At 60.3% G+C, this 14,192-nt stretch carries 18 protein-coding genes; 10 read left to right on the top strand and 8 right to left on the bottom strand.

Annotation, left to right across the window (positions count from 1 at the left end; all coding sequences use genetic code 11):
- Positions 1–24: 24 nt before the first annotated feature.
- The gene (locus tag K1567_RS17040; RefSeq protein WP_034101437.1) at positions 25–684 is read right to left on the bottom strand and encodes a glutathione S-transferase family protein; all 660 of its coding nucleotides are present in this window, start codon (positions 682–684) and stop codon (positions 25–27) included.
- A gap of 126 nt (positions 685–810) precedes the next feature.
- On the opposite strand from K1567_RS17040, the gene K1567_RS17035 reads away from it, so the two are divergent.
- The 3 genes from K1567_RS17035 (at position 811) to K1567_RS17025 (ending at position 4,453) form a co-directional block, all read left to right on the top strand.
- Positions 811–1,095: a hypothetical protein gene (locus K1567_RS17035; RefSeq protein ID WP_040266841.1), complete on the top strand. Its 285-nt coding sequence runs from the start codon at positions 811–813 to the stop codon at positions 1,093–1,095.
- A gap of 94 nt (positions 1,096–1,189) precedes the next feature.
- Positions 1,190–1,444 (top strand): TIGR02647 family protein, encoded by a 255-nt coding sequence (locus K1567_RS17030; protein ID WP_034101439.1) that lies wholly within the window; start codon positions 1,190–1,192, stop codon positions 1,442–1,444.
- Positions 1,445–1,612: 168 nt separating this feature from the next.
- Positions 1,613–4,453: a class I adenylate cyclase gene (locus K1567_RS17025; RefSeq protein ID WP_167416987.1), complete on the top strand. Its 2,841-nt coding sequence runs from the start codon at positions 1,613–1,615 to the stop codon at positions 4,451–4,453.
- Here the strand turns inward: K1567_RS17025 and rnk are convergent.
- The 3 genes from rnk to cyaY all read right to left on the bottom strand — a co-directional run bounded on the left by rnk (position 4,450) and on the right by cyaY (position 5,548).
- Positions 4,450–4,863, bottom strand: coding sequence for a nucleoside diphosphate kinase regulator (rnk, locus tag K1567_RS17020; RefSeq protein ID WP_034101441.1), 414 nt, complete (start codon positions 4,861–4,863; stop codon positions 4,450–4,452). The genes K1567_RS17025 and rnk overlap by 4 nt on opposite strands.
- Positions 4,864–4,994: 131 nt before the next feature.
- Positions 4,995–5,213 carry a DUF1289 domain-containing protein gene (locus K1567_RS17015; protein WP_034101442.1) on the bottom strand — a complete coding sequence of 73 codons (219 nt, stop codon included), beginning with the start codon at positions 5,211–5,213 and terminating at the stop codon, positions 4,995–4,997.
- A gap of 2 nt (positions 5,214–5,215) precedes the next feature.
- A complete protein-coding gene (cyaY, locus tag K1567_RS17010; protein ID WP_034101443.1) occupies positions 5,216–5,548 on the bottom strand; it encodes an iron donor protein CyaY in 333 nt (110 codons plus the stop codon).
- A gap of 238 nt (positions 5,549–5,786) precedes the next feature.
- On the opposite strand from cyaY, the gene K1567_RS17005 reads away from it, so the two are divergent.
- Genes K1567_RS17005 through K1567_RS16980 form a run of 6 tightly spaced genes read left to right on the top strand, consistent with a single transcriptional unit; the run spans position 5,787 to position 10,372 of the window.
- Positions 5,787–5,957, top strand: coding sequence for an LPS translocon maturation chaperone LptM (locus tag K1567_RS17005; RefSeq protein ID WP_034101444.1), 171 nt, complete (start codon positions 5,787–5,789; stop codon positions 5,955–5,957).
- 9 nt (positions 5,958–5,966) lie between these two features.
- Positions 5,967–7,214, top strand: a complete 1,248-nt coding sequence (gene lysA, locus K1567_RS17000; protein WP_034101445.1) for a diaminopimelate decarboxylase — start codon at positions 5,967–5,969, stop codon at positions 7,212–7,214.
- Between the two features lie 3 nt (positions 7,215–7,217).
- Positions 7,218–8,048, top strand: a complete 831-nt coding sequence (dapF, locus tag K1567_RS16995; RefSeq protein WP_220698669.1) for a diaminopimelate epimerase — start codon at positions 7,218–7,220, stop codon at positions 8,046–8,048.
- 13 nt (positions 8,049–8,061) lie between these two features.
- The gene (locus K1567_RS16990; protein WP_034101447.1) at positions 8,062–8,778 is read left to right on the top strand and encodes a DUF484 family protein; all 717 of its coding nucleotides are present in this window, start codon (positions 8,062–8,064) and stop codon (positions 8,776–8,778) included.
- Between the two features lie 2 nt (positions 8,779–8,780).
- Positions 8,781–9,680 carry a tyrosine recombinase XerC gene (gene xerC / locus K1567_RS16985; RefSeq protein ID WP_034139782.1) on the top strand — a complete coding sequence of 300 codons (900 nt, stop codon included), beginning with the start codon at positions 8,781–8,783 and terminating at the stop codon, positions 9,678–9,680.
- Complete coding sequence (locus K1567_RS16980; protein WP_220698668.1) at positions 9,677–10,372, top strand: HAD family hydrolase; 696 nt, start codon at positions 9,677–9,679, stop codon at positions 10,370–10,372. Before xerC ends, K1567_RS16980 begins: the two co-directional genes overlap by 4 nt.
- A 190-nt stretch (positions 10,373–10,562) precedes the next feature.
- On the opposite strand, the gene sutA is transcribed toward K1567_RS16980, so the two are convergent.
- From sutA to glnK, 4 genes are all read right to left on the bottom strand, one after another.
- The gene (gene sutA / locus K1567_RS16975; protein ID WP_034101450.1) at positions 10,563–10,901 is read right to left on the bottom strand and encodes a transcriptional regulator SutA; all 339 of its coding nucleotides are present in this window, start codon (positions 10,899–10,901) and stop codon (positions 10,563–10,565) included.
- A 102-nt stretch (positions 10,902–11,003) separates the two neighbouring features.
- On the bottom strand, positions 11,004–11,429 hold the full coding sequence (locus K1567_RS16970) for a secondary thiamine-phosphate synthase enzyme YjbQ (protein ID WP_034101451.1): 426 nt from the start codon (positions 11,427–11,429) through the stop codon (positions 11,004–11,006).
- Between the two features lie 210 nt (positions 11,430–11,639).
- Positions 11,640–12,977, bottom strand: a complete 1,338-nt coding sequence (locus tag K1567_RS16965; RefSeq protein ID WP_034101452.1) for an ammonium transporter — start codon at positions 12,975–12,977, stop codon at positions 11,640–11,642.
- A 34-nt stretch (positions 12,978–13,011) separates the two neighbouring features.
- Entirely contained in the window at positions 13,012–13,350 is a 339-nt protein-coding gene (glnK, locus tag K1567_RS16960; RefSeq protein ID WP_002555808.1) for a P-II family nitrogen regulator, read from the bottom strand.
- A gap of 421 nt (positions 13,351–13,771) precedes the next feature.
- Between glnK and K1567_RS16955 the strand changes: the two genes are divergently transcribed.
- Positions 13,772–14,032, top strand: a complete 261-nt coding sequence (locus K1567_RS16955) for an accessory factor UbiK family protein (protein WP_034101453.1) — start codon at positions 13,772–13,774, stop codon at positions 14,030–14,032.
- The last annotated feature ends 160 nt before the right edge of the window (positions 14,033–14,192 follow it).

Below are 14,192 nucleotides of genomic sequence, written 5' to 3'. Positions count from 1 at the left end.
GGGGTTGCCCCCTCCCACACTTGATCACTTTTTCGCCGCCACCATGGCCAGGAACGCCGGCATCGCGGCTTGCCTGTCCGCCTCCACTTTTTGCGCGTTGGGCATTGCGTTAAGGCGATCCAGCAACGCTTTGGCCGCCGGCAACTGCGCCAGCAAGTCCAGCCCGAACAACTTCTCGCCGACCCCGCAGGCCAGGTTCAAGCTGTACATGAAGTACAGATCCGCAATGGTGAAGCTCTCCCCCGCTACAAACGGCGCAAACTTGCCATGCCGCCCCAGCGAAGCGATGCCCAAGAGCAATTCCGCCTTGGATTTTTCCTTGATCGCCTCCGCAACCACTACGCCAAAAAATGCTTCGCCAAAGCAGGCGCGCGCGGGCAGTTCGATATAGAGCTCGATTTCCCGGCACAAGGCCAACACCTGGGCGCGCTCGAACGGGTCGGCCGGGAGCAGTGACGGCCCTTCCTGGGTTTGTTCGATATATTCCAAGATCACGCTGGTTTCATTGATAAAGCCCTGCTTCACCTCCAGCACCGGCACCTTGCCGCGCGGGCTGACCGCCAGTACGTCAGGGGCCTGCCCGGCATAAAACAGTACTTCTTCGAAGGGCAGGCCCTTCTCCAGCAGCGCCAGTTTCACCATGTTGTAGTAGTTGCTGACCGAAAATCCGTAAAGCTTGAGCATCGCAAAGCCTCCAGGCCGTGTGCGGGGTTGGCTGCAAGCGTTATAGACGCCCGGTGGCCGCTTGACCAGCAGCATCACCTGCTTGAATGGGGGTAGACTGGCGCCCTTTCCTTGAGGAGCACCGCCATGAGCGAGCCCACTGATATCGACAATGACGAAGAAGCTTTTGCCGAACATATGCTGATCGGAGCGATCGAAAACCAGATCGAAAGTGACAACCCACCCGCCGCCAAGGCCACATTCAACAAGCTGACGTTGGTGGGCTATGAGCGGGAAGAAATTCTAAACCTGATGGCTCATGTGCTGGCTTTCGAAATTGGCGCCATGCTGTACGAGGATCGCGCGTTCGATACCCAATGGTACGAAACAGCGCTGCGCGCACTGCCCGAGCTGCCGCCGGAAAAGGAATAGCTCCGAGACGCAGCAACACGCTGGACAGTTCGGCAAAGTGAGTTCACCTTATGGCCTGCTAGCCTCTAATAAATTTAGAAAGTCTGGAGTCCTTATGTCGTATACCCCTGAGTTGGTTGCCGAACTGGAAATCCTCGCACTCTTCCCCTTGGACAGCACCCAGGAAGGCCTGAAAGTCCATCAGACCGCCGCGCCCAGCGCTATCGCCGCAGTCAAACGTCTCTTCGATAAAAAACTGATCGACCAGCCGGATGGGGGCTATCTGACCAGCCTTGGCCGCGATGCTGCCGAGCAAGCGCAAACCCTGCTGACCATCTTGACCACTGCCACGAACAAAGAAGCCGCCTGATTCCGGATGCCACCCATGGAGTCCGCCGCCGCGGATTCCGAGGGCGTCGCCTGAGCGACTGTAAAATTCTGACGCCAAAAAACCATTTCCCTCTAAACCTCCTACGTTTCTGACTGTAAACTCCTACACGGCCGCCCACGCCGGGCTCTGCGAGCCAACGAGTTCGACATGACCCGCACCCATGAAATCCGCCCCGACTTGGACGAAGGCATCGACCGCAAGGTGCTTGCACAGTTGCGCGCGCGTTTCATGGCGCTCAATGAAGGCCGCATGGCCCGCGCCGTCGAGGGGCTGACACCTCGCCAGCAAAGCGTACTGACCCTGTTGCCGCTGTTCTTTCACGTCAATCACCCGCTCTTGCCCGGTTATGTCTCGGGCAGCACGCCGGCGGGGCTGTCGAATTTCGAGCCTACCCCCCAAGCACTGATCGAAGCCCAGCGCCTGACCCGCTCGTTCGCCTATAAACCGCGCCATGGCAACCCGCCCCGACCGATCCATGGGCTGTTCCTGATGGGCAGCCTTGGCACGCTGGCCCAGGCCGACCAAAGCGACATGGATGTGTGGGTATGCCACGCGGCGGATCTGGGCGAAAACGAGCTGGCCGAACTGCGCAAAAAGTGCCAATTGCTGGAGGCCTGGGCCCAGAGCATGGGCGCCGAGGCGCACTTTTTTCTGATCGAACCGACGCGCTTCGTACTCGGCGAGCGCGACACCCAACTCAGCTCCGACGACTGCGGCACGACCCAGCACTATTTGCTGCTCGATGAGTTCTATCGCACCGCCATCTGGCTGGCCGGTCGTACACCGATCTGGTGGCTGGTGCCGGTATATGAAGAAACCCGCTACGCCGAATTCACCCATACGCTGCTGTCCAAGCGCTTTATTCGCGCCGATGAAACCCTGGACCTTGGCCACCTGGCGCGCATCCCACCGGGCGAATTCATGGGCGCCGGGCTGTGGCAGTTGTTCAAAGGCATCGAGTCGCCTTACAAGTCGGTGCTCAAGCTGTTGCTGACCGAGGTGTACGCCAGCGAACACCCGCAGGTGCAATGCCTGAGCCTGCGCTTCAAACAGGCCGTGTACGCCAATCAAATGGACTTGGACGAGCTGGACCCCTACGTTGTGGTCTACCGCCATATCGAGGGCTACCTCAAGCAGCGTAACGAGCCGGAACGGCTGGAGCTGGTGCGGCGCAGTCTGTACCTGAAGGTCAACCGCAAGCTCAGCGCCGGGCAGCGCGCCAGCAGTTGGCAACACCTGTTGCTCGAACGCCTGGCCCAGGAGTGGGGTTGGGACCCGCGTCAACTGGCGTTACTGGATAGCCGAAGCCAGTGGAAGGTGCGCCAAGTGGCTTCCGAACGCCGCGCCCTGGTCAACGAGCTCAACCACAGCTACCGCTTCCTGACCCAATTCGCCCGCACCGAACAGACCGTCAGTTTGATCAACAAGCGCGACCTCAATGTGCTGGGCCGGCGCCTGTACGCCGCGTTCGAGCGCAAAGCCGGCAAAGTCGAATTCATCAACCCGGGTATCGCCCCGGACTTGGCCGAAGACACCCTCACCCTGCTTCAATCGCCTAACCGCAAAGAGCCGGGCCAGCATCACTGGAGTTTATATAACGGCAATCTCACTGCTCTGGAGTGCGAACACTTCGCGCCGATCAAGCGCAGCCGCGATCTGCTGGAAATGCTCACCTGGTGCCATCGCAACGGCGTCATCGACAGCAGCACACGGCTGGCCCTGCACCCCGGTGTCAGCGACATGACCGAATTCGAGCTGTTCAATCTGTTGGGCAGCCTGCAACAGACCATCGCTTTGCCCCTGGCCAGCGTCGATGAAGAGCGCCTGCTGCGTTCGGCGGTACCCGAGGAGGTGCTGTTGCTGATCAATGTCGGCGTCGACCCGCTCAAGCATCACCGCGAGCTGAACATCCTGATGACCACCGAGCGCACCGATTCCCTGAGTTACGCCGGGGTGCGCGATAACCTGGTGCTGACCCTCGACCAAGTGACCCTCAACAGCTGGAACGAGGTGATGGTCAGCCGCTACGACGGCCCCCATGCGTTGCTCGATTGCTTACGGGATTACCTCAACCAGCTGCCACCGGGTCATCTGCCGCGCCTGCGGGTGCGCTGCTTCTGTCACAACCGTGCGCAATTCATCGCGCAACGTGTGGAGGAAGTCTTCGACACCGCGCAACACCTGCTGCTGGGTCAGTCCAACCATCGCTATCTGCTGCAAGTGCAGCAGCACTACCATGTGATGGAGTTGATGCCGGGCCAGGCCACCCACGTTTCGTTGGCCACTCAGGAGGCGCTGATCGCTTACCTCAGCGAAGAATTGGCCAGCTACAGTCCGCTACACCTGGACGCCATGGCCCTGGAAGATCACGACCTGGCGCTCTTGCTGCCCATGGGCATGGCGGCCTGCGTGCAGGTGTTCTACCGGGTCAATGAAGATTTCGCCGAGTTGTACGTGCTCGATGAGTTCAACTCGCTCTGGCAACAGCGCTTGCCCTTCCATGATGAACAGAGCCTGTTGGTGCCGTTGCAGCGCTTTTTGCAATCGATCATCTATCGCCGCGATGCGCTGTCACCGCTGGACCCGCAGCAACCCATGAGTGCCGTGCAAACGCTGTATTACCAGTTGTTGCCATCAGGCAGCGGCCGCGCCCGTGGCGTCGAACCTCGGCCAGCGCCTTTGACCCCGGCGAACAAACCGTTCTATGACGTGCAGGCGATTATCGGCAAGGCGGCACCGGGCCAAGTGAGCATCACCCTGTACTGCAATCAGCGGGAGTTTTCCGAGCTGGAATTCGGCGATCAACTCTTCACCGTGGTCGCCCAGGAAATTGTCGGGCAGCGCCGGGAACCCGAGCGCTACCGCTGCTACATCACCGACCTGGACCTGTCAGGCCTGCTCGGTGATGTGCAAAGCCCAAGCAACCTGTATCTGCGCTATAAGGCCGAACTGGAACGGTCGCTCAACGAAGCGCTGAGCCAGATTTAGAGAGGAAAGGCGCCACCATCTTTTGGCTGGCCTTCGACACTGAGCAGTTCCAGTTTGAGGGTCTTGCCACCCGGAGCCGGCCAGTCGATATGCTGGCCCACCTGCAGGCCGAGCAGCGCGCTGCCGACAGGCGCCAGGATCGAGATCTTGCCGGCGTCGGCGTTGGCGTCTTTGGGGTAGACCAGAGTCAGGTGGTAGTCCTTACCGCTGCCTTGCTCGCGGCAATGCACGCTGGAATTCATGGTCACGACACCCGCAGGCACTTCATCGTGGCCGACCACATCTTCGGCGCGGTCGAGTTCGGCTTGCAACGCTTCGACGCCGGGAGACTCGTCGCCCAAGCGATCGATCAGTTGCTCCAGACGCTGCACGTCAAGGCGGGTGAGGATGATGGACGGTGCGGTGGTCATGATTCAGGCAGACTCCTTTTTTCTGCACAAAAAAGCAAAACCCCGCCAGAAAAAGGCGGGGTTCTCACGGGCCTCGATGAGTTGAGGCGTAGCCGGACACTAACACAGCGTCACAAATAAACAAGACGGCCTCAGGCGCGGGCCCTGCGCTGCTCGGCTTCGGCGCGGATCACCCGACGCCGATCATCGTCGGCGGAGCGCCATTCGCGAATGTCTTCGACATGCCGGAAGCAGCCAAGGCAGACTTTGTGCTCATCCAGACGACACAAACTGATACAAGGTGACGGCACCGCCGGGCTGACATTGCTGAACAGCGGCTTGGGCGGGCGTACGGGTGCAGGCTGGGTCACGGTCAGATCTCGTCGAAGTCCAGCTCGGCGCCGGTATATTCCTCGACCAGGCGCGCGAGCATTTCGCCCAACAACTCTTCACTCTTGTCGCACTGCCATTTGCCGCTTTCTTCGTCGTAATCGAAGTGAACGCCACCAGAGCGAGCGGCCAGCCACAACTGACGCAGCGGTTCCTGGCGACTGAAGATCAGCTGCTGACCACTCTCGAATTTGACGGTCAGCACGCCTGCCGAGTTTTCCAGGTCCACGTCCAGGCCGCTGTCATCAAAAATATCCTCCAGCGCCTGCTGGGTCGCATCCACCAAGTCGTGAAAACGGGCTTCGGTCAAACTCATTGTGGCAACCTCGAAAGTGTCTGGTTTTGCTCAAGCGCCGCACGATACGGGCGAGCTTCGCCGATTGCAAAGGATACCGATTTCATTACCAATCTCGGTATGAAATATCCCAAGCCAGCGTAGTCTGCTTCGCGCTTAAGACGGCAAACCCCCGCCGGACGGGTATTCCAGCGCATAGGCAAGCTGGCGGGTGGTGGGTATACTCGGGCGCAATTAATGCATATTCAAGGATTTCGCCATGAAGCGCCTGATCTCTTCCCTTGCTGCGCTCGTCGCGGTCGCTTGCCTCGTTAGTGCCTGTGGTCAAAAAGGCCCACTGTACCTGCCCGATGACAGCAAAGACCCGAACGAACAGGCGCAATCGTCGCAAAAGCCAGCAAAAGCGCATAAGCACGACACCTTCGAATAAGGGAACCCCATGGACGCTTTTAACTACCGGGACGGCGAGCTGTTCGCGGAAGGCGTGGCGCTGTCCGCGATTGCCGAACGCTTTGGCACCCCGACGTACGTGTACTCCCGTGCGCACATCGAAGCGCAATACCGCTCGTTTACCGATTCGTTGAATGGCGTGCCGCACCTGGTGTGCTACGCGGTCAAGGCCAACTCGAACCTGGGTGTGCTCAATGTCCTGGCGCGCCTGGGCGCCGGTTTCGACATTGTGTCCCGTGGCGAGCTGGAACGTGTTTTGGCCGCCGGCGGCCAGGCCGACAAAATCGTGTTCTCCGGCGTCGGCAAGAGCCGCGAAGATATGCGCCGCGCCCTGGAAGTCGGCGTGCACTGCTTTAACGTCGAGTCCAGCGAAGAGCTGGAGCGCCTCCAGGTCGTGGCCGCCGAGATGGGTGTTCGTGCGCCGATCTCCCTACGCGTCAACCCGGATGTCGATGCCGGCACCCACCCGTACATTTCCACCGGTCTCAAAGAGAACAAGTTCGGCATCGCAATTGCCGACGCCGAGGACGTGTACATCCGCGCCGCCCAACTGCCGAACCTGGAAGTGCTGGGTGTCGACTGCCATATCGGCTCGCAATTGACCACGCTGCCACCGTTCCTGGATGCGCTCGACCGCCTGCTGGCACTGATCGACCGCCTGGGCGACTGTGGCATTTACCTGCGCCACATCGATCTGGGCGGTGGCGTCGGCGTGCGTTATCGCGATGAAGAGCCGCCGCTGATTGCCGATTACATCCAGGCCGTGCGCGAGCGCATCGAGGGCCGCGATCTGGCGCTGATGTTCGAACCGGGCCGCTATATCGTCGCTAACGCGGGCGTACTGCTGACCCAGGTCGAGTACCTCAAGCACACCGAGCATAAGGATTTCGCCATCGTCGACGCGGCGATGAACGATCTGATCCGCCCGGCGCTGTACCAGGCCTGGATGAATGTCACCGCCGTAACGCCGCGCAACAGTGAAGCGCGCGCCTATGACATCGTCGGCCCGATCTGCGAGACCGGTGACTTCCTGGCCAAGGATCGTCAGCTCGCCCTGGAAGAAGGCGATCTGCTGGCCGTGCATTCGGCCGGTGCCTACGGGTTTGTCATGAGTTCCAACTACAACACCCGCGGCCGTACCGCCGAGGTGCTGGTGGACGGTGATCAAGCGTTTGAAGTGCGTCGCCGCGAGACGGTAGCCGAGTTGTATGCTGGCGAAAGCCTGCTGCCGGAGTAAGCCATGCTGCTGCGTTTTACCAAGATGCACGGGCTGGGCAATGATTTCATGGTTCTCGACCTGGTCAGCCAGCACGCGCATATCCTGCCCAAGCACGCCAAACAGTGGGGCGACCGGCATACCGGCGTCGGCTTCGACCAGTTACTGATCGTTGAGGCGCCCACTAACCCGGAGGTGGATTTCCGTTACCGGATCTTCAACTCCGACGGTTCCGAAGTGGAACAGTGCGGCAACGGCGCGCGCTGCTTTGCGCGCTTCGTGCTGGACAAACGCCTGACCGCCAAGCGCCAGATTCGCGTCGAGACCAAGAGCGGCGTGATCGAGCTGGATATCCGCAACGACGGCCAGATCAGCGTCAACATGGGCGCGCCACGTCTGGTGCCGGCGGATATTCCGTTCCAGGCCAGCGAGCAGGCGACCAGTTATGCCGTAGAGGTCGACGGCAAAATGGTCGACCTGGCGGCCGTGTCCATGGGCAACCCCCACGCCGTGCTGCGCGTCACCGATATCAATAACGCCCCCGTGCATGAACTGGGGCCGAAAATCGAAAACCACCCGCGCTTCCCGGCGCGGGTCAATGTGGGCTTTTTGCAGGTGATCGACCGTCACCGCGCGCAATTGCGCGTGTGGGAACGGGGCGCCGGCGAAACCCAGGCCTGCGGTACCGGCGCCTGCGCCGCTGCCGTCGCCGCGATCAGCCAGGGGTGGATGGATTCGCCGCTGCTGATCGACCTGCCCGGTGGGCGCTTGTCCATCGAATGGGCGGGCCCGGGCCACCCGGTGATGATGACCGGGCCGGCCACGCGCGTATACGAAGGACAGGTCCGTCTATGAGTGAGCCAATCCAATGACCGATAAGCCTCAAGTACCCGCACAAGCATCCCCGAGCGAAACTCTGGAGGCCGCTGCCGTCGCGGCGTACCTTGAGGCTCATCCGGATTTCTTCGTCGAACATGACGAACTGCTGCCGGCCTTGCGCATCCCCCACCAGCGCGGCGATACCGTGTCGTTGGTGGAACGTCAGATGAAGATCCTGCGCGAGCGCAATATCGAAATGCGCCATCGGCTCTCGCACCTGATGGACGTGGCCCGCGACAACGATCGCCTGTTCGACAAAACCCGCCGCCTGATACTGACCCTGCTGGACGCCACCAGCCTGGAAGAAACGGTGATGGCCGTGGAAGACAGCCTGCGCCAGGACTTCCAGGTGCCTTTTGTCAGCCTCATTCTGTTCAGCGACAACCCGATGCCGGTGGGCCGATGGGTCAGTGGCAGCGAAGCTCAAACCGCAATCGGCGGGCTGCTGTGCGAAGGCAAGACCGTCAGCGGCACCTTGCGCGAACATGAACTGGACTTCCTGTTCGGCGCCGAACAGCGCAAACAGATCGGCTCCACCGCCGTGGTCGCCCTCAGCCATCAAGGCCTGCACGGCGTATTGGCTATTGGCAGCCGCGACCCTGCGCACTACAAAAGCTCGGTGGGCACGCTGTTCCTGACCTATATCGCCGAAGTGCTCGGCCGCGTCCTGCCGCGCTTCACCACTTCCCTGCGCGCGGTGCGCTAGTTATGGAACGGCAACTGGACGCTTACTGCGCGCACCTGCGCAACGAGCGCCAGGTGTCGCCCCACACGCTGGAAGCCTACCGGCGGGACTTGAACAAGGTTCTGGCCTACTGCGAAAAGCAGCAGATCGCCAGTTGGAAAGCGCTGGATATCCAAAGCCTGCGCAGTTTGATCGCGCGCCTGCATCAGCAGGGGCAATCCTCGCGCAGCCTGTCTCGTCTACTGTCGGCGGTGCGCGGGCTTTATCACTACCTCAATCGCGAAGGCCTGTGCGACCACGACCCGGCCAATGGCCTGTCACCACCCAAGGGCGAACGGCGCCTGCCCAAGACCTTGGATACCGATCGCGCCCTGCAATTGCTTGAAGGCGCAGTAGAAGATGATTTCCTCGCCCACCGCGACCAGGCAATCCTTGAGCTGTTCTATTCCTCAGGCCTGCGCCTGTCGGAGCTGACCAGCTTGAATCTCGACCAACTGGACCTGGCGGACGGCTTAGTGCAAGTGCTCGGTAAAGGCAGCAAGACCCGCGTACTGCCCGTGGGCAGCAAGGCCCGCGAAGCGTTGCAGCATTGGTTGGCGCTGCGGGCGCTGGCTAACCCGGCGGACGACGCCGTCTTCATCAGCCAGAAGGGCCGACGCCTCGGGCCACGGGCGATTCAGGTCCGGGTCAAGGCCGCGGGCGAGCGCGAATTGGGGCAAAACCTGCACCCGCATATGCTGCGGCACTCCTTTGCCAGTCATCTGCTGGAATCGTCCCAAGACCTGCGCGCCGTACAGGAACTGCTCGGGCACTCCGATATCAAGACCACACAGATCTACACCCACCTGGATTTTCAACACCTGGCAACGGTGTACGACAGCGCCCATCCAAGGGCCAAACGCATCAAGGGCGGCGACTCATGACTATCAAGCTGATCACTTTCGACCTGGACGACACGCTCTGGGACAACGTACCGGTCATCATCAGCGCCGAAGCGTCGATGCGCGAATGGCTGGCGACCCATGCGTCCAAAGTCGGAGACCTGCCTCTGGAGCATTTCGCCAGATTGCGCCAACAGGTGCTGGAACGTCACCCGGAACTCAAGCACCGCATCAGCCTGTTGCGCCATCGGGTACTGACGCACGCATTCGAAGAGGCTGGTTATCCACAGCCCGAGGCCACCGAAATGGCGGATGTGTGCTTTGAGGCGTTCATCCATGCACGCCATCAACTGACGGTCTTCCCCGAGGCCGAACCCATGCTGCAGGCGCTACGTCGCCAATACCTGCTGGGGGTCATCACCAACGGTAACGCTGACGTACAGCGGGTCGGCCTGGCGGACTACTTTCACTTCGCCCTGCGGGCCGAGGATGTCGGCATTGCCAAACCGGATGCACGGTTGTTTCAGGAAGCCTTGCAGCGTGGCGGCGTGAATGCGGACGCGGCAGTGCATGTGGGTGATCATCCAGGGGACGACATTGCCGGCGCACAGCAGGCGGGGCTGCGTGCGGTGTGGTTCAACCCGACGGGCAAGGCTTGGGAGGCGGATAAGCGCCCGGATGCGCAGATTCGCAGCCTGACGGAGTTGCCGGAACTGCTCCGCAGTTGGCAATAACCTTGTAGATCCAGCGGTGGGAGAGGACTTGCCCCCGATTACGATAGGTCAGCCAGCAATTTAGGGACTGATCCCCTGCTATCGGGGGGTAAACCTCATCCCACATTTGAATCGCATAAGACTCAAAAACATCAGACATGAAAAAGCCCGCAGCGACGGCGGGCTTTTTCTTACAAGCGGGTGGCTGACTTCAGATAGGTCGGCTGCCGTACTTGTTATCCGGCTTCTTGGGCGGATCGGCTACCACGTTAGGCTCGACTTCGACCACTTTGCCGCCTTTAGCGAGGAACTCTTCCATCGCGCGGGCCAGGGCATCACGCTCTTTGTTCTTGGCTTCAACGCTCGGCAACTCATCGACCGAAACCGCGGCCTTGGCTTTGCCTTTGGCTTTAGGAGCTGCGTCATCGCCGACACTGTCATCGGCCTCGCCAGTAACGTCGTCGTCAACAGCTGCCGCGTCGAGACTATCATCAGCCTCGTCGTCGTCACCTACTTCAAGTTCGTCGTTTTCCAGATCATCGTCGCTCATGTTCTACCTCATGACTTGCGAAAAGCAGATTAGTTATAGCCCAGCTTGATCCTCTGTCGAGGCGGCTGGAAAAAAATCAACGTCCACCGGTTAACCAGTGGCCTATGCCCCATCACCATGCAAAGTGGCGAGGACTTTACGAGCACCGCCATGATCACGGTGCTCGCCCAGATAAACACCTTGCCATGTCCCCATCGCCAAGCGGCCGGCCTTCACCGGCAAACTCAGCTGGCAGCCCAGGAGACTGGCCTTGAAGTGCGCCGGCAGATCGTCCGGACCTTCGTCGTTGTGTTCGAACCCTGCACGGCCTTGTGGTACCAGCGAGTTGAAAAAACGTTCGAAGTCACGGCGAACCGCCGGGTCGGCGTTCTCGTTGATAGTCAACGAAGCCGAAGTGTGCTGCAGCCACAGGTGCAACAGTCCTACACGACATGCCTTCAATTCAGGCAAGCCGGCAAGCAATTCGTCGGTCACCAGGTGAAAGCCCCGGGGCCTGGCCCGCAGGGTAATCAGGGTCTGTTGCCACATACAGTTCTCCGCCCATCGGCGCGCATTCTAGCGCGCTCTGGGAAAAAACAAAGTGTCGAATACGCCTACATGCCTGTAAGACATTCGCACGCTGAAAAATGCCGTGTGCGCCCCATCACAATCACTGCACAAAAATGGCCTGGCGCCCTATGACTGACAAACGCCAGACAAAAAAATGCCCGGCAAGCCGGGCAACTTTTTTTCGCGTACTTACAAGTTGTAGCCGCGCTCGTTGTGTTGCGCCAGATCGAGGCCAACCGCCTCTTCCTCTTCGGTGACACGCAGGCCCATGACCATGTCCAGCACCTTAAGGATGACGTAGGTGACGATCGCCGTGTAGATCACGGTGAAGCCCACACCTTTGCACTGGATCCATACCTGTGCCGCTACGTCCGTCACGGTGCCGAAGCCGCCCAGCGCAGGGGCTGCGAAAACACCGGTGAGGATCGCACCGACGATACCGCCGATACCGTGCACACCGAAGGCGTCCAGGGAGTCGTCATAGCCCAGCTTGCGCTTGAGGCTGGTGGCGCAGAAGAAGCAGATCACACCGGCCACCAGGCCAATCACCAGGGCGCCCATCGGGCCTACGGTGCCGGCAGCTGGCGTAACGGCAACCAGGCCAGCGACCACGCCCGAAGCGATGCCCAGTGCGCTTGGCTTACCGTGGGTAATCCACTCGGCGAACATCCAGCCCAGCGCCGCAGCAGCGGTGGCGATCTGAGTCACCAGCATCGCCATGCCGGCGGTGCCATTGGCGGCCGCCGCGGAACCGGCGTTGAAACCAAACCAGCCGATCCACAGCATGGCCGCACCGATCAGGGTGTAACCCAGGTTGTGCGGCGCCATCGGCGTGGTCGGGTAGCCTTTACGCTTGCCGAGCACGATGCACGCCACCAGGCCCGCGACACCGGCGTTGATGTGCACCACGGTGCCGCCGGCGAAGTCCAGCACGCCCCAGTCCCACAACAGGCCGCCGTTGCCGCTCCACACCATGTGTGCGATCGGTGCATAGACCAGGGTGAACCAGATGGCCATGAAAATCAGCATGGCGGAGAACTTCATGCGCTCGGCAAAGGCGCCGACGATGAGTGCCGGAGTGATGATCGCGAAGGTCATCTGGAAAGTGATGAACACCGCTTCGGGGAACAACGCCGCCGGCCCGGTGATGCTGGCCGGGGTGACACCCGCCAGGAACGCCTTGCCCATGCCGCCGAAGAAGGAATTGAAGTTGACCACGCCCTGTTCCATACCAGTGGTATCGAACGCGATGCTGTAGCCGTAAATAACCCACAGGATGCTGATCAGGCCCGTGATGGCAAAGCACTGCATCATCACCGACAGAATATTTTTGGAGCGAACCATGCCGCCGTAGAACAGCGCCAGGCCAGGGATGGTCATGAACAGCACCAGCGCAGTGGATGTCAGCATCCACGCGGTGTCGCCGGAGTTGAGGACTGGAGCAGCCACTTCGTCTGCCGCCATGGCCAGGCTTGGCATTACGATGGACAACAGGGCTCCGAGCCCTGCGAATTTACGCAGAGTCATATTGTTTTCTCCTGGGGCGTTGGGGTTTGGCGGCTTAGATTGCGTCGGTATCGGTTTCGCCGGTACGGATGCGAATAGCCTGTTCCAGATTGACCACGAAGATCTTGCCGTCACCGATCTTGCCGGTGTTGGCGGCCTTGGTTATCGCCTCGATAACCCGGTCAAGATCCTTGTCGTCAATGGCGACATCAATCTTCACCTTCGGCAGGAAATCCACTACGTATTCCGCGCCGCGATACAGCTCGGTGTGACCCTTCTGCCGACCGAAGCCTTTGACCTCAGTAACGGTAATGCCCTGCACGCCGATCTCGGACAACGACTCGCGTACATCGTCCAACTTGAACGGCTTGATGATGGCAGTGACTAGCTTCATGAAAACTCTCTCCCGAATTGGTGGACTTGCCCCAGGAAAACAAACCCGTCTCAAGTCTAAGCGCAGTGCCTGGCTTTGTAACGCGTCGTCGCCTCGGCTATGCCGTTGCGACGCCAGCTAACCACTGGTGACAAACCTGTACCCCTGATCCATCGGCGCACTGCATTCGTCACAGCGACTGCATCAGTGCATGGGTCATGATCGTCTAAGCAGAAACCTTGCCAGCTCCGTAAAAACCACTGAAATCAATCCTTTGCCCACTTATGTCCACCTGCGGGTCGTTTTGGTGAGCGTAATGCGCACAAAAACGGTGCGTGGCCCGCCGCCCCTCTGCGCGAAAAGCGTGCGCGCAAGGCCGTGAAAAAGACTATAGACGGCGCGTGATACACTGCCCGCCAACAGTTTTTCCGGAATATTTCCCATGCTCGCGCCCAAAGATTTCCTCGACGCCCTGAGCGGCCACGCCTCTCGCCTGTTCAGCGGAGAAACTCCATTGCCCCGCAATGAAATCGAAAGCCAGTTCAAGGCCTTGCTGCAAAGCGGTTTCAGCAAGCTCGACCTGGTCAGCCGTGAAGAATTCGACAGCCAGATGGTCGTGCTGGCCCGCACGCGTGCGCGGCTGGAGAGCCTGGAGGCGAAGGTGGCGGAGTTGGAAGCGCGGCTGACGCCTGATCAGAAATAACCCATACCTCTGTTGAGACGAGCCTGTTCGCGCAGATCTTCGCGAACAGGCTCACGCTCCACCTACCCAAGATACGTTCAGTAAAACCTCCCCGCCCCGCTCTTACCCACCTCGTCTACCCTTGAAAAACCGCAGGAAGCGGCCCTCACTTTTCAAGGAA

Source organism: Pseudomonas sp. S5F11, from assembly GCF_019641515.1.
Lineage (GTDB): Bacteria > Pseudomonadota > Gammaproteobacteria > Pseudomonadales > Pseudomonadaceae > Aquipseudomonas > Aquipseudomonas rhodesiae.
This window is presented reverse-complemented; position numbering and strand designations above follow the sequence as displayed.

Excerpts from the sequence above, each read along its gene's own strand:
- K1567_RS17040 (WP_034101437.1), bottom strand. The coding sequence starts at position 684 with ATGCTCAAGCTTTACGGATTTTCGGTCAGCAACTACTACAACATGGTG.
- K1567_RS17035 (WP_040266841.1), top strand. The coding sequence starts at position 811 with ATGAGCGAGCCCACTGATATCGACAATGACGAAGAAGCTTTTGCCGAA.
- K1567_RS17030 (WP_034101439.1), top strand. The coding sequence starts at position 1,190 with ATGTCGTATACCCCTGAGTTGGTTGCCGAACTGGAAATCCTCGCACTC.
- K1567_RS17025 (WP_167416987.1), top strand. The coding sequence starts at position 1,613 with ATGACCCGCACCCATGAAATCCGCCCCGACTTGGACGAAGGCATCGAC.
- rnk (WP_034101441.1), bottom strand. The coding sequence starts at position 4,863 with ATGACCACCGCACCGTCCATCATCCTCACCCGCCTTGACGTGCAGCGT.
- cyaY (WP_034101443.1), bottom strand. The coding sequence starts at position 5,548 with ATGAGTTTGACCGAAGCCCGTTTTCACGACTTGGTGGATGCGACCCAG.
- K1567_RS17005 (WP_034101444.1), top strand. The coding sequence starts at position 5,787 with ATGAAGCGCCTGATCTCTTCCCTTGCTGCGCTCGTCGCGGTCGCTTGC.
- lysA (WP_034101445.1), top strand. The coding sequence starts at position 5,967 with ATGGACGCTTTTAACTACCGGGACGGCGAGCTGTTCGCGGAAGGCGTG.
- dapF (WP_220698669.1), top strand. The coding sequence starts at position 7,218 with ATGCTGCTGCGTTTTACCAAGATGCACGGGCTGGGCAATGATTTCATG.
- K1567_RS16990 (WP_034101447.1), top strand. The coding sequence starts at position 8,062 with ATGACCGATAAGCCTCAAGTACCCGCACAAGCATCCCCGAGCGAAACT.
- xerC (WP_034139782.1), top strand. The coding sequence starts at position 8,781 with ATGGAACGGCAACTGGACGCTTACTGCGCGCACCTGCGCAACGAGCGC.
- K1567_RS16980 (WP_220698668.1), top strand. The coding sequence starts at position 9,677 with ATGACTATCAAGCTGATCACTTTCGACCTGGACGACACGCTCTGGGAC.
- sutA (WP_034101450.1), bottom strand. The coding sequence starts at position 10,901 with ATGAGCGACGATGATCTGGAAAACGACGAACTTGAAGTAGGTGACGAC.
- K1567_RS16970 (WP_034101451.1), bottom strand. The coding sequence starts at position 11,429 with ATGTGGCAACAGACCCTGATTACCCTGCGGGCCAGGCCCCGGGGCTTT.
- K1567_RS16965 (WP_034101452.1), bottom strand. The coding sequence starts at position 12,977 with ATGACTCTGCGTAAATTCGCAGGGCTCGGAGCCCTGTTGTCCATCGTA.
- glnK (WP_002555808.1), bottom strand. The coding sequence starts at position 13,350 with ATGAAGCTAGTCACTGCCATCATCAAGCCGTTCAAGTTGGACGATGTA.
- K1567_RS16955 (WP_034101453.1), top strand. The coding sequence starts at position 13,772 with ATGCTCGCGCCCAAAGATTTCCTCGACGCCCTGAGCGGCCACGCCTCT.